13 protein-coding genes are annotated in these 16,020 nt (G+C 67.1%); 5 read left to right on the top strand and 8 right to left on the bottom strand.

The window, feature by feature from the left end; all coding sequences use genetic code 11:
• Positions 1-16: 16 nt before the first annotated feature.
• The 6 genes from VFW45_09210 to VFW45_09185 all read right to left on the bottom strand — a co-directional run bounded on the left by VFW45_09210 (position 17) and on the right by VFW45_09185 (position 9,435).
• Positions 17-2,347, bottom strand: coding sequence for a TonB-dependent receptor (locus VFW45_09210; GenBank protein ID HEU5180959.1), 2,331 nt, complete (start codon positions 2,345-2,347; stop codon positions 17-19).
• Entirely contained in the window at positions 2,323-3,348 is a 1,026-nt protein-coding gene (locus VFW45_09205; GenBank protein HEU5180958.1) for a beta-propeller fold lactonase family protein, read from the bottom strand. Before VFW45_09205 ends, VFW45_09210 begins: the two co-directional genes overlap by 25 nt.
• 227 nt (positions 3,349-3,575) lie before the next feature.
• Positions 3,576-4,316, bottom strand: coding sequence for a murein L,D-transpeptidase catalytic domain family protein (locus tag VFW45_09200; protein ID HEU5180957.1), 741 nt, complete (start codon positions 4,314-4,316; stop codon positions 3,576-3,578).
• Positions 4,317-4,392: 76 nt separating this feature from the next.
• Positions 4,393-6,225 (bottom strand): L,D-transpeptidase family protein, encoded by a 1,833-nt coding sequence (locus tag VFW45_09195; protein HEU5180956.1) that lies wholly within the window; start codon positions 6,223-6,225, stop codon positions 4,393-4,395.
• Positions 6,222-7,754, bottom strand: a complete 1,533-nt coding sequence (locus tag VFW45_09190) for an ATP-dependent DNA ligase (GenBank protein HEU5180955.1) — start codon at positions 7,752-7,754, stop codon at positions 6,222-6,224. Before VFW45_09190 ends, VFW45_09195 begins: the two co-directional genes overlap by 4 nt.
• 22 nt (positions 7,755-7,776) lie before the next feature.
• Positions 7,777-9,435, bottom strand: a complete 1,659-nt coding sequence (locus tag VFW45_09185; GenBank protein HEU5180954.1) for a DUF748 domain-containing protein — start codon at positions 9,433-9,435, stop codon at positions 7,777-7,779.
• Between the two features lie 438 nt (positions 9,436-9,873).
• Here VFW45_09185 and VFW45_09180 point away from each other — a divergent pair, with 438 nt between their 5' ends.
• Entirely contained in the window at positions 9,874-10,635 is a 762-nt protein-coding gene (locus VFW45_09180) for an exodeoxyribonuclease III (GenBank protein HEU5180953.1), read from the top strand.
• A 57-nt stretch (positions 10,636-10,692) separates the two neighbouring features.
• Here the strand turns inward: VFW45_09180 and VFW45_09175 are convergent, their stop codons facing one another.
• On the bottom strand, positions 10,693-10,866 hold the full coding sequence (locus VFW45_09175) for a hypothetical protein (protein HEU5180952.1): 174 nt from the start codon (positions 10,864-10,866) through the stop codon (positions 10,693-10,695).
• 197 nt (positions 10,867-11,063) lie between these two features.
• On the opposite strand from VFW45_09175, the gene VFW45_09170 reads away from it, so the two are divergent.
• From VFW45_09170 to VFW45_09155, 4 genes are all read left to right on the top strand, one after another.
• Positions 11,064-12,587 (top strand): DUF3943 domain-containing protein, encoded by a 1,524-nt coding sequence (locus VFW45_09170; GenBank protein HEU5180951.1) that lies wholly within the window; start codon positions 11,064-11,066, stop codon positions 12,585-12,587.
• Positions 12,588-12,720: 133 nt separating this feature from the next.
• The gene (locus VFW45_09165; GenBank protein ID HEU5180950.1) at positions 12,721-13,809 is read left to right on the top strand and encodes a PA0069 family radical SAM protein; all 1,089 of its coding nucleotides are present in this window, start codon (positions 12,721-12,723) and stop codon (positions 13,807-13,809) included.
• A 253-nt stretch (positions 13,810-14,062) separates the two neighbouring features.
• Positions 14,063-14,635: a hypothetical protein gene (locus VFW45_09160; GenBank protein HEU5180949.1), complete on the top strand. Its 573-nt coding sequence runs from the start codon at positions 14,063-14,065 to the stop codon at positions 14,633-14,635.
• 131 nt (positions 14,636-14,766) lie between these two features.
• Positions 14,767-15,540: an HAD family hydrolase gene (locus tag VFW45_09155; protein HEU5180948.1), complete on the top strand. Its 774-nt coding sequence runs from the start codon at positions 14,767-14,769 to the stop codon at positions 15,538-15,540.
• A 101-nt stretch (positions 15,541-15,641) separates the two neighbouring features.
• Here the strand turns inward: VFW45_09155 and VFW45_09150 are convergent, their stop codons facing one another.
• Entirely contained in the window at positions 15,642-15,827 is a 186-nt protein-coding gene (locus VFW45_09150) for a CsbD family protein (protein ID HEU5180947.1), read from the bottom strand.
• Between the last annotated feature and the right edge of the window lie 193 nt (positions 15,828-16,020).

Genomic DNA, 16,020 nt, shown 5'->3' with positions numbered 1-16,020 from the left:
GGCTTCCGGCAGGGCGTCATGGGCCGGGGCTCCAGGTCACGCGGATTCCGGCATGCACGACACGCGGCAGCCCCAGCGTCGTGACCGGGGTCTTTCCGGTCTCGTACCGATCGTCGAGCACGTTCTCCGCAGAGACGAAAGCCTCGAGACGCCGCGCAAGGGGGACCGAGGCGAACAGGTCGAGCACGTGCAGGCTGCCCAGCTCGAGCGTGTTGCGATCGTCCTCGAAAGCCTCTCCGCTGTAGCGCGCCTGTGCCCCGAGACGCCACCCGCGCGGACTCTCGTAGCGCAGCTGCATCGTCGCCTGGGAGCGCGGCACCTGCGGCACGCGGGCGCCCAGGAGCGCCGCATCGGCCTCGCCCGCGTCCACGACGGTCGCGTCGGCGAGCAGCAATCCCGCGCCCGCCACCCAGCCGGCTGCCGGACGCGCCTGGAAATCGAGCTCCAACCCGCGGCTGCGGGTGCGGGCGACGTTCATGCGCTGCCGGGTATTGCCGGTCGGATCGGAAGGCAGCGTGACGTTCAGGATGGCGTCGTCCACCTCGGTCCAGAAGATTCGCGCCTCGGTGTGGGTCCGGGCGGCGGGAGAGCCGAAGCCGGCGCCGGCCTCCCACCCGCGCAGCGTCTCGGGCCCCAGATCGGCATTCGCCAGCGTCGTCACGGCGCCGGCTTGGAAGGGGCGGTACAGCTCGTTGAGGGTCGGCGCCCGGAACGAGCTCCAGAGGGAAGCGGTCAGGTCCACGGAAGGGGTGGCGGCGAACAGGCAGGAGAGTCGCGGTCCCCAGGAGCCGGCGCGCCTGTCGGGCTCCTCGGTCTCGATGCCCGCGGGATCGCGCTGCTCGCCCTGGTTGGTCCAGCGATCGACGCGGACACCGGCGATGAGCCGCGTGCGCTCTCCGATGCGTGTGTGGCTGTCGGCGAAAATCGCCAGGCTGTCCTGGCGGCCCCCTGCCTCGGTAACCTCGCCCGTCGCCTGCAGCGTCTCGCGGCTCGTTCCCCGGACCCGCGATGCTTCCAGCCCGGCGAGGATCTCCTCCCTCTCGGCGAGCGCCCGGCTCCACTGCGAGGTAAGCCCAAAAGCATTGGAGGGAACATTCTGCAGGCGTGTGGGCGTCTCGGAATCGCGCGCCGCATCGACGCTGGAGAAGGTCTGCTCGTAGCTCTCGCGCAGCGCGTAGACCCGCGCGCGGAGGTCCCCGCCTCCCAGCTCCCCGTCCCACCCCACGGCGGCCTCGTCGAGATTCGTGGCGTTGCGCTGCAGCGGCGTACCGTTGCCGCGATCCTCGTCGAAGGTCGAAAGGCGGGCGAACAGCCGCCCCGCGCCCCCGACCCTGCGGCCGCCGGTCAGCTCCAGGATTCGCTGGTCCGAGCTGGCTGGAATATCGACGTCGCCCCGCTCTTCGGGAGCGGTCAGGATGTAGCCGTCGGTGCGGAAGCTCTCGGCGGCGAAGGAGCCGCTCCACTCGCCGTGCGCGCCCGAGGCATGCAGCGCCGCATCGGTGGTCGACTGGCTTCCCAGCGCGGCTTCCGCCTCAATCCCGGGGTCCTCGTCGGAGCGGCGCATCATCTGCACGACTCCCGCCAGGGCGGAGCTGCCGTACAGCGACGAGCTCCCGCGCAGGACTTCGATGCGATCCACCGCCAGGCGCGGAACGCGGCCCCAGGCCACCCAGCCGCCGAAGGGATCGTTGAGGGGCAGCCCGTCGTCCAGGACGAGAGCCCGTCCGGCCCCACTGCCTCCCACGGCGCGCAGCGTGGCGCCTTGCGTCGTCGGGTTGGCGACCCGGCTGCTGGTCCGGCGGAACAGGGTGTAGCCGGCCACCTGGCGTAAGGCGTCGTCCAGGCGCGTCGCCGCCGTGACCGCCAGGGCCTCGCGGTCCAGCACGGCCTGGCTCGCGGCCGTCCGGGATTGCGGCTCATCGATGCGCTCGGCCGTGACGGTGACCTGCTCAACGGGGCGGGGGGGCAGCAACATGAGCGACAGTTCCAGATCCTCTTCGACGAGGCTCACGAGCTGCTCGGGGGCCGACGCGCCACGGGAGACGGCTGCGAGGGCATAGATTCCCGGGGGCAGGGAAGTGAAGATGAACCGGCCCTCCTCGTTGCTCCGGGTGGAGCGCAGCTTGCCGTCGCCTTCGAGGGTCACGCGAGCTCCCGGTGCCGGTGAACCGGCGGCGTCGACAACGATCCCCCGCAGCTGCAACGTGTGGGAAGAATCCGTGGCGGGAGACGTTTCGGCGGTGTGTACCGGGGAACCGGTGAGAACGATGAGAGCGACGAAGGCGGCAACGCGCCGGGTCAGGCGCAGCGTCCGGGCGGGGCTCAGCGCGGAATGACGACGTCCCACGGCCGCTCCCCCACGGGGATTGTCTTGATGAGGCGCCGATCTCGTGTGTCGATGACCGACACGTCGTTCGACAGGCCGTTGGCCGTGTACAGCTTCGTGCCGTCGGGCGTCAGGGCGATTCCCCAGGGGCGGCGTCCGGCGGCGATCGTGGCGATCGGGGCGTTTTGGGCCGGGTCGAGCACCGCAACGGAATTGCCGCGGCCGGTTGAGACGTAGACCGCGTGCCCATCCGGCGACACCGCCAGCCCCATCGGCTTGACCCCCTCGCCGTCGATGCGCACCACGCCGAGGACCGACATCGTCCGGGTATCGAGGATCGAGACGGTGCCTCCTTCCTCGGCGCTCACGTACGCTCGAGAGGCGTCGGGAGAGAAATCGACCGCCCGGGGGCGCTTCCCGGTCGCGGCGGAGCCGAGCAGACGTCCGGTTCGCGCGTCGAGGACCGTTACCTTGTCGCTCGCCTCCGAGGTGACGAAGACCGCCCTGCCGTCAGGTGAGAGACCTACTCCTTCGGGCTCATCTCCGACCGGAACCGTCTCCAGGATCCGCCCCGAGGGCATGTCGGTGATTGACACCGTCCCGGCGTCCTCGTTCGCCGTGTAGAGCAAGGACTCGTCCCGAGTGATGGCGAAGCGCTCCGGGTCGGAGCCGACGGCATAGCGACGCAGCACTTTCCCGGTCTTGGCGTCCAGCGCCACGACGGCGTCGTCCCCCTTGTCTTCGTGAATGGACGGATAAGTGACCGCGACATAGACGCGCCGCCCGTCGGCGCTGACCTGCATGCCGCGAAGGCGCCCACCGACGATGAAGGTTGCGATGACCCGATCGGCCCGCGTGTCGATGGCGCTGATGGTGCCGCCCCATTCGTTGCTGACATAAGCGCGGTCAGGACGGGGGAGATCCTGCGATTGGGCGGCGCAGCCCAGGATGGAAAGGACAACAGCGAGGGGCAGCGCGCCGGCGACGGCGCTCCGAGAAAGGAAGGATCCCGACGGACGCATTCGAGCTCTCCGCGAGTCGGACCCTATCTTCTTATCCGGCGCGCCAGCCGGTTATCGGGGGAATACCCCAAGACAAACCCGGCAATCACCCGGCCTCAATGAGGGTGATTCCTCGGGAGCTGATTCAATGAAACCACGTAGAGCTGTGGGGAAAAAAAGGCGCGCGATGCGAGGTCGGGAAGGTGAAGGAGAGGACTTCTGAAAAGAGCGAGCGCCGAGGAAGCCGGTCAGGGAGCCTGGTTCGTTGCCACGGCAACCGTCTGCATCGAAGGGTGCCAGGCGTAGAGCAGGGTTTGCTCTTTGATCCGGTCGATCAGATCGTGGGCGATCTCGGTGCGCACCGCGGGACAGCCGTGACTTCGGCCGAGACGGCCTACCGTGTGCGCGAAGGTCTCGGATACGTAAGGCGCGCCGTGCATCACGATAGTGCGCGACTCCGCCTGATCGTTGAGTCCCGCGTCAATGCCGTGAAGCTTCAGGGAGTAGCCGTTCTTCCCGTTGTAGGTCGTGCCGGTCACGAAAGCCCCGAGCGAGGTCATCAGGCTCCCTTCCTCGTTGGAGAAGAATTGCGCCATGTTCTCCCCGGAGCCCCGGCCGTGCGCCACCAGCTCGTTGAAGAGCAGCTCGTGAGTCGCGAGGTCGAAGACCCAGAGCCGCTTGGCGGTGGAAGGGAGGCTGTAGTCGATCACGGTGAGGAGCGAGCGGGCGACCTGGCCGCGGCTGTTCAGGGCTTCCCAGGCGGACAGGGCGGCGTGCAGCGCTTCGGGCCGGACCGTCGGTGCGGCGCGCCTCAGGGCCGATTCGAGCTCCATGACGGGGTCCGGGTCGGACAGGGTGGCAGCGGACGCCGGCAGTGTCTGGGCCGATGCGGGGAGGGACGGCGCCGGGCCGGTGGTATCCGCTCCCAGGCACACAGAGCCCCCCACCGTCAGTCCGATTACCAGGATGAAAGGCCGTAGGTTCATCATGGGAGTACCTAGATTCTAGGGCCCGGATCTACGGAATTCAAGGTATAGACTCCCCAAAAACTCGAGGTTTTTGAGGTTATTGCGAGGTTTTTTGTCCGCCTGGCCGGGACAGGAGGCTGGCCTGACGGGAGGCCCGGTCGAGGGCCGTCATCTGGGCCGCGTCGAAATCGTAGATGTCGGGCGCGAAGCGCAGCCCCCCATCGGCATCGGCCCAGGCCGTCAGGTAGAGGATGTGGACAGGAACCGGGGGACGGACCGGAATGGATTTCTCGTTTTCGTTCTGCAGGGCTTCGGTGAGCTTTTCAGTGGCTTCGCCGAGAACCGTGTCGGCCAGCTCGCGGGCCTTTTCGACCCGGATGCAGCCGTGGCTGAGGTCCCGGTCCTGCTGCGCGAACAGGGTGCGCGCCGGCGTATCGTGCAGGTAGATCTGGAAATCGTTCGTCAGCTGGAATTTCATCCGGCCCAGCGCGTTGTCGGGCCCCGGATCCTGGCGCAGGTGGTAATGGAACTCGTCGTCATCGACCCGGCCCCAGTGGACGCTCGCCGGATCGACCTCGTGCGCATCTTCTCCCTCACCGTCGTAGATCTTGATGCCGTGGCTCTGGAAGACGGCGGGATTCTCACGCAGCTCCGGCAGGTACTCGCGCACGGCCAGGGCGTCCGGCACGTTCCAGGGAGGATTGGCGATGACCGCGACGATCCGATCGCTGAAGACGGGGGTGGGCGTGAAGGCCTGCCCGACGACGATGCGGCTGCGCAGCTCGGTTCGATCCCCCCGCAGCAGCTGCAGATCGAAGCCCGGAATGTTCACCTCGAGGTGCGGGTCGCCGAGGCGGCGCGGCATCCAGCGCCAGCGCTCCAGGTTCAGCTCGACCTGGCGGATGCGGCGCTCCACCGGCACGTTCAGCTCCGCCAGGGTCGCCTCTGAGACGCGGCCGTCGGGCTCGAGGCCGTGGGCCGTCTGGAACTGTCGCACCTTCTCCTCCAAAGCGGCGTCGAAGACGGCGTCGGCGCCGCCGGGGGATGCCGGCTTCGCCGCGCCCCCTTCCAGGCGCTGACGGAGCAGCGCCACGCGCGGCCCGCGCGCTCCCTTCTGCAGCTTCGGGCCCGCCGGGATCGCCGGCCAGCCACCCGCCTCCTTGGCGTCGCGCAGCTGCTTCAATCCAAGCTGCAGGCGCGCGTAGCCGGGGTGCGGGGGCGGCAGCTTCTCCAGGAGCTTGGCGAGATCGCCGTTCTGCAGGGCGGTCTCCAGGGCCTTGGGCAGGTCGAGCTCGGGAGGCTCGGCGTGCCATTCGCTGCGAATCTCGTCGGGGTGCACGCGGCCGGTGGACAGGTCGGAACCGTAGCGGAAGAAGGCGGTGGTCAGGAGCAGATCGAAATCGGCCCACTCGGAAACGGCAGCCTTCGCGCGCGCTTCCTTCATCCCGCCGCGCATGCGCTCCAGACGGCTCAGCTCATAGTCCTCCGGATTCAGGCCGTGGTCCCCGGATCTCGACAAGGCATCCAACAAAGTGTCGGCGGCGGCGAGGACGCGGCCCGATTCGCCGCACCAGGCCAGCTTCTGCCCGCGCTGCGCATAGAACTCGCGCAGCGTCTGGCGCGTCGGAAAGGCGGGGCTGGAAGGGCGGTTGGCTCCCTTGGCAGGGACCGGCGCCGCGCGCAGCTGATGCGCCAGCGCCGCTTCGATTTCGTCGGCAGACACGTCGGGGCGTCCCGTGTCCACCAGGTCTTTCAGGCGTTCCTGCAAACGATTCGCGACGCCGGAGCCGGAGCCGCAGCCCAGCGCGGCGCCGAGGAAGGCACAGAGCATTGCACCAGGGAAGATGAGAATCGATCCAGGACCTCTCGCGGGACGCATCGTGGGATTGTAACCGCGGATCCGGTGCCAGCCCACCCCTCGGCCCTTCATCGCCCCTCGGCGAGGCGACGGATCTCGTCGAGAGTCGTGGCCTCGTCGGCCCGTTTGTCGGGACGGAAGCGCTTCACCCGCGCAAAGCGCAGCGCCAGGCCCGAATCGTAGCGCGGGCTGCGCTGCACGCCGTCGAAGGCGATCTCCACCACCTTCTCGGGGCGCACGCGGACCAGGAAGCCGTTCGCTTCCAGTGCCAGGGGCGGCAGCCCGGCAGTCAGCTCGCGCAGCATCGCGTCGGTGAGCCCTTTGAAGGTCTTCCCCATCATCCAGTAGCGCCCCGCGAGTCCCGCGTCACGCGCCCCCAGGTGCAGGTTGGAGAGCAGGCCCTGACGCCGGCCATGGCCCCATACGGCGGCCAGGATCACCAGGTCGACGCTGTGCGCCGGCTTGAGCTTGCGCCAGTTGGAGCCGCGCCGCCCCGATGCGTAAGGAGCCTCGAGCGCCTTGAGCACCAGCCCCTCGTGTCCCGCGGCGCGCGCTTCGGAGAGGACAGACTCGATTTCCGCAACGCTCTGCACGATGCGCCGCGGCACGACGCGGTTTTCGGGCAGCAGCTTCTCGAGGGCGGCGCGGCGCTCGCGATTGGGGCGATCCACCCAGGAATCGCTTCCCAGGTACAGGAGATCGAAGAAGAAGGGCTCCAGCTGCAGGGCCTGATCCTCTTCGGCCTGGAAGCGGCTCATCAGGTCCTGGAACTCGGCGGGCTTTCCCCCCTCGCCGAAAGCCACCGCCTCGCCGTCCAGGATGAAGGATTCCGCCGGCATCCGCTGCGCGATTTCGACCAGCTCGGGCGAGGAGGCGGTCACATCTCGCAGCGAGCGGGTGAAGACGCGCACCGCGTCGCCGGCGCGATGCAGCTGGACGCGTATTCCGTCGAGCTTCCACTCGGCGGCCGCGCGCCCGCCCATCTGGGTGAGCGCCTCCTCGGGGGAGGAGGCCGCAGCCGCCAGCATCGGCTCGACGGGGACGAGAGGCGTGACGCGAAAGCGGTCCAGCTCAGGCGCGCCGCCCTGACGAGCCGCTTCGATGGCTTCCCGTAGGCCGCCCGCGAGCATGACGGCCCGCCGCAGAGCGCCACCGTCGACTCCCAGGATCGGGGCGAGGGCGTCGAGCACCAGCGACCGCAGCGCCCCCTGACGCAACTCCCCTACGATCAAGGCGGCGATGAATTCCCGCTCGTCCGGCGTCGCCGCGGCGAGCAGCCTGCCGAGCAGCTCGACCCGGGCGCGGATCGACCCCGGCCCCGCGGCACCTCCGAGAGAGGCGATGGCTTGATCGAGATCGGCGACCGTCAATGACGAGGTGGAGGCCGGCGACGAGCCTTGCAGCGCCTCCGTCACCAGAGCACCTCCCACGCCGGGGGCCTCCCGCGCCAGATCGCCGCTCAAATAATGGGCCGCCAGGACCAGGTCGGGGGTGTCGAGGGTCGAGAACAGCAGTCCGAGGCGTTCACGCTTGTCGCCGCGCCGCGGCGCGGCGCGCAGATCCTTCCAGGTCTGCACCAGGGCGGACAGAGGAGCCGACATCAGCGTCCGGCCCCAGGGAGCCTCAAGACTCAGACCGCTTGGCGTCCCGCTGCTTCTTCCAGTGCCGGTAGTAGGCGGGGTTCACTTTGGAGACCTCGTTCTCGAATCCCGGCATGATCGACTCGACGAAGGCGTTCTTGAGCAGGCCCCCGAGGATCTCGAGCGCGCTCGATTTCGGGTTCTCCACGGGTCCCGAGAGCTTGGCGACGGTGGCCACCTCGTCGCGCTTGTTCTGCAGGATCTTGGCCACGACGCCGACCATCTTCTCGTAGGCCTTGTGCATCGGGCTCTCGTGCTTGTCCTGGCTGGGGTCGTACACGTTGATGTCGCGGAACAGCGGCTTCACGTAGCCACGCACCTGGCGATCCTTCACCCGCAGGTCCATGTAGAGCGAAAACACCCCGCCGGCCACGTCGAAGTTGCCGTGCGCCTTCAGCATCGGATTGATGTTCTTCAGCTGGGTTTCGGCGATTTCCAGCTTCATGCCGAAATTCGGATCCTTCCCTTCCGGGAAGAAGCTGGCCGCGGCCTGTACCTTGCCGGTGCCCATCAGCGCGCCGGTAAGGGTCGCCTTGGCGATGCCGTCCTCGGACCGGCTGCTCAGGTTCTCCAGCTCGAAGTCGGCGCCGGTCACGAAGAGGCGATAGGGTGGCTGGGTCGTCTGGTTGACGAAGCCGATGGTCCCGTCCTGCAGGCGCAGGCGGCGTATCCGGAAGAGCTTCTCGGGGGCGTTGAGGGCCTGCTTGGCCCTGTCCCGCACTTCGCGCGCCACCGCCCGGGCCTTCTCGTGGGGCTCGCCGCCGTACAGGTAGTCGACCCAGGCGTCGGCGATCACGACCTGGTCGAGATCGACGATCTCGACGTTCTGACCGTTTTCGATCCGCCCGCTGCCGCTCATGAGCCCCCGGCGGACCCGCAGTGCGTATTGGTCGAGGACGGGCGCGAAATACCCCAGGTCGAGGCGCTCCAGGATGAGGTCGGCCTTCACCCCGGGGTGCGGCTTGGCCAGGAAGTCGGCGTGTCCCTTGATCTCGGCGCGGCCCACGTCGAACACGTTCCCCGTGAGGTGGACGGCCGAGGGGTAGACGCGGTCTTTCGAGCGGATGTTGCGGATGTTCGAAGCCGTCATCTCGATCTTGGTCGCCTTGAGGGGCTTCTCGGAGGCGGTTTCCTGATAGACCAGGGATCCTCCGTGCATCACCATCTTGTTGATCTTCAGCGGATAGATCGCCTGCAGGGCGTCCTGCCAGCCCTTCTGGTCGAGCCGTACCTGGTCCTTGTCCTCTTCCTGGAGCTGGGCGAGGTTTGCATAAATCGAAGGATTCTCGAAGGTGCAGTCGGCGACCATCCGGAGCCGCAGCAGCTCGAGCCACTGCACGCTCATGCGGAGGCGCGGGATAGCGATCACCGGAGGATCGGGGTGCTCATCCTGGACGACGCGGACATCGCGCAGGGTCAGAGAAAGCCCGACGAGGCTGAAATCAAGCTTGGGAACGGTGGCCGTGTAGCCTTGCAGCTCGGCGTTGGCCCGCCGCTGCACGACCTTGCGGATCGGCTCATCGAGGGCGAAGTCGGCGATCAAGGCAAGCGTGAAGAGGACGCCGAGCGTGATGAGAGTGATCTTACCGGCTCGGGAGCGCCGGAACCGATTCCAGGGACTGCGAAGGTCGAAGTGTCTCATGGATGGCCACGGACTCCCGGTGCTCTTTTCCCCCAACGCAGCGCCGTCACCGGCGGGGATCCTGTCGCGTTTCCCCTCCGAAGAGTCCTCTCCCGAAGTGCCTACCCACAAGCATTCTCAGCCCTGCAGCATGGCGGTTCAATAGCTTAAAGACCCTAGTGCCGCGTATCCGAAACACGTTGCTCGATCCATCCTGGCTTGCGGCGCTGCGTCTCGCACTTGCGTACCGCTCTGGGTAAGCGGCACTTCGACGCGCCGAGCAATCCGGGCGCCTGGACGGCCTCGGTGTTAATGAGATTTCCGATAATCGACACTGGGGTATCGGCAGCGCTACCGTGAATTTCGGAGAGAGACTCGATGATGGCGAGCGCCCCCAGGCCGTTCGACGCGCTGCCCGGTGGGCTCCTATACTGTGCTTCTTTTCCGGCAGGAAGATCGATGAAGATCGCTACCTGGAACGTCAACGGCATCCGGGCCCGCCAGAGCGAGGTGGCGGAGTGGGCGCAGCGCGAGCGGCCGGACGTGATCTGCCTGCAGGAGCTGAAGGCGACGGTCGAGCAGATTCCCGGATCTTTATGCGATCTGGCGGGCTACTGGTGCTACTGGCACGGGAACAAGGCCTACTCGGGCGTCGGGCTGCATGTCAGCAAGGAGCTCTCCCCGGAGCGTCCGGAGTTCTCGCACCCTCCGTTCGATCATGAAAGCCGCATCGTGACGGCGCGCGTGGGAGGGCTGACGATCGCTTCGATCTACGTGCCCAACGGCGGCAAGGATTACGCGGCAAAGCTGCGATTCCTCGAGGCGATGGAGGCATACGCCGCATCGTTCGCGGCGAATGCGGCCTCCCTGGTGCTGTGCGGCGATTTGAACGTGGCGCATGCCGAAATCGACGTGCATCCACGCGAGCGGCGTCCCAATGTCATCGGCCAGCGTCCGGAGGAGCGCGCCCTGATGGATCGGATCCTCTCACGCGGCCTTTCCGATCTGGGCCGCACGCTCGATCCGCAAAATGACCGCCTGTTCACCTGGTGGGCGCCCTGGCGAAGCCTGCGCCAGAGGAACATCGGATGGCGGCTCGATTACATCCTCGCCTCGCAGGACGTCGCGGGACGGGCTGTGTCCTGTCCCTCGTACCGCGAGGTGGGGACCAGCGATCACGCCCCAGTCATTGCCACATTTTCCGAGGCTGCAACGGGTTAGCGTCTCCCGCCTCCTGGAAACACCCTACCTTATTAATAGGAGGCGTCCCGGAGCCCCTCAGGACGAGCTGTCCTTGGAGCGGGTCCGTGTCACGCCCATCACGATGCCAAGGCCAAGGAGAATCACGCAGGCGATGGTGATATAGAGGTGCGAGACTCCGGCGACCGACAAAGCCCAGGCGACTCCCGCGATGAAGATCAAGAATCCGACCAGGTAGATGACCATAGACATGGCTGGAACCTCCTTGCGCCGGCGCAGGCCGAGACCCGGCGGGGGGGCCGGTCAATGAAGCTCGGCGAGCCTTCGGCCCGACCAGCCTAGCGCACCCCCGGACCGCTTCCAAGGGATGCCGCCGCCGATTTTCTGCCGATTCGCTTTGCCGCGGCGACGCTCGTGGCCTAACATCGCCTGCCCGGTCGGAGGTGGCGATGGCTTACCGAAGCGCGCCATGGCGGCGCTTCCACGCATCGCGTCGGGCCATTCTCGCGATCGCGATTCTGGGTTGTGTGACGGTTATCTCCGGGGCAGCTGCGGCCGGGGAGAGCGTTTCGCAGGAGCCGCCGGTCGCGCTGTCCGAGCCGCAATCCGGCACCGTCCAGGAAAAACCTTCCGAGCCCGCGACCCCGCCGGAAGCCTCACCTCCGGCGCCGGTCCCGCCCCTACGCAAGAGCTTCTGGATTCCGGCGGCCGACATCGTCGCCTTCGAGCTCCTCCTCAACCTCTACAACCGGCACTTCGACGGCAGCGACTACGATTCGTCGTGGGACACGATCAAGGACAACGCCGGTGGGCCCTGGGTCGTGGACGACGATCCCTTCGCCATCAACCAGCTCTGGCACCCCTATCAGGGGGCCGTCTATCAGAACTTCGCGCGCTCGGCGGGCCTCAATTTCTGGCAGGCGTCCGCCTATACCTTCGCGGGGAGCTGGCTGTGGGAGATTGCCGGCGAGACGACCCCGCCGTCGCGCAACGATCAGATCGCCAGCGGCATCGGCGGGAATTTCCTCGGCGAGCCGCTTTTCCGCATGGCCAGCATGGTCCTGAAAAACGGACCTGCGGGGGGCCCGGGCTTCTGGCGCGAGCTCGGCGCGGCGGGGATCTCACCCGCCACCGGATTCAACCGGCTGGCTTACGGCAGCCGGTTCGACGCGATCTACGACGACGGCGACCCGGTCTACTTCAGCCGTCTCCAGGTGGGGGCGAGCGGCGCCACGCAGAACGACCCTGGGACCTCGAGCGAAGTCGATCGCTACGAGGGTCTGCTCGATTTCTCCATGGACTACGGGCTGCCGGGAAAGCCGGGCTTCGAGCATGAGAAGCCGTTCGACTACTTCAGCTTCCAGGTGACCCTGTCGAGCGCCGTCGGATTCGAGAGCCTGCTGACGCGTGGGCTCATCTTCGGGGACGATTACGGCGAGGGAGGCAGTCTGCGGGGGGTGTGGGGCCTGTACGGGACGTACGATTACATCGCGCCTCAGAGCTTCCGCGTCTCCACCACGGCCCTCGCCCTGGGGACCACCGCGCAGTGGTCGCTCTCCGACGCCACGGCGCTGCAGTTCACCGCGCTGCTGGGAGCGGGTTACGGCGCAGTCGGCACGATCAACGGCGCCGACGAGAACGACTACCACTACGGCGTGACGCCCCAGGCGCTGCTGGCGCTGCGCGCCAATTTCGGCGAGCGTGCGTCGCTCGACCTGACGGGGCGCGATTACTTCGTGAGCCGCGTCGCCGCCGCCGACACCGGCGGCCACGACAACATCGCGCGGGCCGACGCCTCCTTCACCGTGCGCCTGGCCCACAAGCAGGCGATCTCGCTCAAATACCTGTGGAACCACCGCGACGCATCCTATCCCGACCTGGGCGACCGGACGCAGACGCACGCGACGCTCGGACTGTTCTACACGCGCCTCGGACACGATCGCTTCGGAACGGTCGACTGGAACCTCCCCTGAGCGGATGGGTGCCCGATCGTCGGTGGCCTGCACCTGTCGGGGGTGGCCGGTCTCGCGCGGACCGGCCGACCGCGGCTTCGGGGCTATACTGGAAGCTCTCGCGTCTGCCGCAATGAGAAGGAGCTGAGGACAGATGTCTTTTCCGCGCCGGGTGAGCAACCCGCCCAATCCGTGGCGCAGCGATTACGTCGAGTGGCTCGACGCGCCGCCGCTGGTCGCCCTCGAGGTCTACGAGGAGGAGGCGAAGAGCATCATCGCCCACAACGACAGCCCGGATGTCGGCTTCGAGTGGAGCGTCAATCCGTACCGGGGATGCCAGCACGCCTGCGCCTACTGCTATGCCCGCCCGACGCACCAGTTCCTGGGATTCGGCGCCGGGACCGACTTCGACTCGCGCATCGTCGTCAAGAGCAACGCCGCCGAGCTGCTGCGCCGCGAGCTGGGCCACCGGCGCTGGGCGCAGGGACGCAAGACCATTGCCTTCTCGGGAGTCACCGACTGCTACCAGCCTCTCGAAGCTTCCTACGAGCTGACCCGCAGCTGCCTGGAGATCTGCCACGAGCACGGCCACCCGGTCGCCATCATCACCAAGAGCGCCCTGGTCCGCCGCGATGCCGAACAATTGGCCTCCATGAGCCGGCGGGGCGGCGCGCACGTCACCGTCTCCATCCCGTTCGCCAGCGAGGAGGATGCGAGGAAGATCGAGCCGCTGGCCAGCTCGCCTACCACGCGCTTCGAGACGATCCGCCGGCTCGCCGCCGCAGGCGTCCCGGTCGGCGTGGGCATCGCGCCGGTGATACCCGGGCTGACCGACTCCGCCATTCCCGAAATCCTGCAGAGGGCCCGCGACGCGGGGGCGCGCGATGCCTTCATGGTGCTCCTGCGCCTGCCGGGCGAGGTCCTGCCGGTGTTCGAGGAGCGCATGCGCGAAGCTTTTCCGGACCGTTTCAAGAAAGTCTTCGGTGCCATCCGTGAGATGCGCGGCGGCCGGATGAATGTCGCCGAGTTCGGCGAGCGTATGTCGGGCAGGGGCGCCCGCTGGACAGCGATCGAGCAGCTCTTCGACGCCCAATGCCGCCGACTCGGTCTGAGCCACCGGGACGACGACCGCGCAGAACTGGAGACGCCCATCCCTGCCGCTCCCAGGCAGCTGTCGCTGTTTGGCTCGAACTCCGAGCCGGAGAGTCCCCAAGGAAGATCCTCCGCCCGTCGATCCCGGTAACTTCGCCACGACCCCAGGCCGCGGACCGCGGCTCCGGGCAAATTCGTCGGTGCCCCGCCGCGAGCATTCACCGTACCGTCATCTCCGGATGCATTTCAGACGGCATCACTTACTCCAAACCTTTTCTGCAGAGAGCCTTGAATCGGGCGCATCGCGGGCCGAGAATGTCACGAATACACGAAGCCCCGTCCGGCACCGCGCTGCCGCTTCTGAGGAAGGGTTGGCCGGGGCTGGTCTCGATACGGAGGTTGTGATGGACAATACGACGATGTTGATCATGGCGATTGTAGTGGTCGTCGGAGCTCTCGTGGCGGCCGCCTTGATTTGGAACACGACCCGGAAGCGTCGCAGCCAGGATCTCAGGGACCAGTTCGGCCCCGAGTACGATCGGGCTGTTGATACCTTCGGCGGACCCCGTCCGGCCGAGCGGGAGCTCGCGGCCCGGCAGAAGCGGGTGGAGAGACTCCATATTCGGCCCCTGTCGCCGGAGCTGCACCAGCGCTTCACCGAAGCCTGGAAGCGGGTGCAGGCGCGCTTCGTGGACGACCCTTCCATGGCCGTCAGCGAAGCGAACGGGCTGGTCAAGGAAGTCATGCAGGCCCGCGGCTACCCGATCGGCGATTTCGAGCAGCGAGCGGCGGACATCTCGGTGGACCATCCGAACGTGGTGGCCCACTACCGCGCCGCGCGTGATATCGCGCTGTCGAACCACCAGGGACGGGCCGGGACCGAGGAGCTGCGCCAGGCGCTGGTTCACTACCGCTCCCTTTTCGACGAGCTGCTCCTGGAGACTCCCTCCACCGTCCGCAGAGTGAGCGCCCGATAGGTTCCATCCCGGCGGACAGGCTCCGTCCTGTCCGCCGGGTTTCCCCCTTCGGAATCATTCTTCCCAGCGAACGGCATGACAGGAACGCCCGCCCGTCCGGGCGCGGCGATCCCCCGAAGAACGGAGAGACGATGTCGAATCTTGGCAAGTGTAGTTTCATCGACGAGCCGACGAGCCTGCCGAAGGAATCGCTGCGTCAGATGTCCGAAGGCTCCAGCGCCGCGTTCTTCGACGTGGATGGGACGCTGGTCGATTCGGTCCAGCTGCATGCCGCGTGCTGGCATGAGACCTTCGCGGCGTTCGGCAAGCAGGTCCCGGTCTCCGAGATCAGCAAGCAGATCGGCAAGGGCTCCGACCAGCTCCTGCCTGTCTTCTTCTCCGAGACCGAGATCGCGCGCATCGGGGAAGAGGTGGATCGCCATCACGGACATCTTTTCCATGACAAGTACATCCACAAGGTGCGCCCTTTTCCCAAGGTGCGCGAGCTGCTCACGCGCCTGCGGGAGGACGGCGTTTTCATTGCGCTGGCCTCCTCGGCCGATCGAGAGGACCTCGAGCACTACAAGCGGCTGGCCGGGATCCAGGACCTGGTCGACCACGAAACCACCTCGGAAGAGGTGGAGAAGTCGAAGCCGCATCCCGACCTGTTCGCCGTCGCGCTGGAGGCGCTCGGGGCACCCCCGGCGGAGCAGGTCGTCGTGATAGGAGACTCGCCTTACGACAGCCAGGCGGCAGGCAAGCTCGGCCTGCGCACGATTGGGCTGTTGAGCGGGGGGTTCGCCAGAGAGGAGCTGCTGGAGGCAGGGTGCATCGAGATCCACCGGGACCCCGAAGACCTCTATGACCACTACATGAAATCGATACTGGCTGCCTTGGCCCGGCCCGAGACGCGCCGGGCCGGATAGAGGGAAGGGCGTGACGGATTGCGAGGAGTGGTTAAGGGGGGATAAGGGGAACAAAAAATGGGGAACGGCGTTGAGGTGCCGTTCCCCACGCAGCGGAGGCCTCAGATCGAGCTGATGATGCGCTGGATCTCGTCCTTGCCCTTGCCGAGCTTCTTCTGAAGGCGGCCGAGGAGCTCGTCCTCGCGCCCTTCCTGATATGAGAGGTCGTCGTCGGTCAGCTCGCCATACTTCTGTTTCAGCTTACCTTTGACCTCGTTCCATTCGCCCTTGAAAGTCAGTTCGTTCACGGTTTTCCTCCTTTCGGATTGTCCGTTCGAGCCGCGTATCGGCTCGATCCAGCCTAGCCCGCCATCGGGGCGAACACCATAGCGGAAAGTACGCACGCATGCCGCGCCGCGCCGGACCGCGCACACGTCTTGTCGCCGCGGTTTTGGCGCGTATTCTGGAAAGCAGGAATGCCTTCCCGGAGGCAGTCGAGTG

Source organism: Candidatus Polarisedimenticolia bacterium, assembly GCA_035764505.1.
Taxonomy (GTDB): Bacteria; Acidobacteriota; Polarisedimenticolia; order Gp22-AA2; family AA152; genus AA152.
Note: the sequence above shows the minus strand (reverse complement) of the source record. Positions and strands in the feature narration are given on the sequence as shown.

Coding starts and splice junctions, on each gene's coding strand:
- VFW45_09170 (HEU5180951.1), top strand. CDS start 11,064: ATGGCTTACCGAAGCGCGCCATGGCGGCGCTTCCACGCATCGCGTCGG.
- VFW45_09160 (HEU5180949.1), top strand. CDS start 14,063: ATGGACAATACGACGATGTTGATCATGGCGATTGTAGTGGTCGTCGGA.
- VFW45_09180 (HEU5180953.1), top strand. CDS start 9,874: ATGAAGATCGCTACCTGGAACGTCAACGGCATCCGGGCCCGCCAGAGC.
- VFW45_09185 (HEU5180954.1), bottom strand. CDS start 9,435: ATGAGACACTTCGACCTTCGCAGTCCCTGGAATCGGTTCCGGCGCTCC.
- VFW45_09200 (HEU5180957.1), bottom strand. CDS start 4,316: ATGATGAACCTACGGCCTTTCATCCTGGTAATCGGACTGACGGTGGGG.
- VFW45_09195 (HEU5180956.1), bottom strand. CDS start 6,225: ATGAAGGGCCGAGGGGTGGGCTGGCACCGGATCCGCGGTTACAATCCC.
- VFW45_09190 (HEU5180955.1), bottom strand. CDS start 7,754: ATGTCGGCTCCTCTGTCCGCCCTGGTGCAGACCTGGAAGGATCTGCGC.
- VFW45_09175 (HEU5180952.1), bottom strand. CDS start 10,866: ATGTCTATGGTCATCTACCTGGTCGGATTCTTGATCTTCATCGCGGGA.
- VFW45_09165 (HEU5180950.1), top strand. CDS start 12,721: ATGTCTTTTCCGCGCCGGGTGAGCAACCCGCCCAATCCGTGGCGCAGC.
- VFW45_09205 (HEU5180958.1), bottom strand. CDS start 3,348: ATGCGTCCGTCGGGATCCTTCCTTTCTCGGAGCGCCGTCGCCGGCGCG.
- VFW45_09155 (HEU5180948.1), top strand. CDS start 14,767: ATGTCGAATCTTGGCAAGTGTAGTTTCATCGACGAGCCGACGAGCCTG.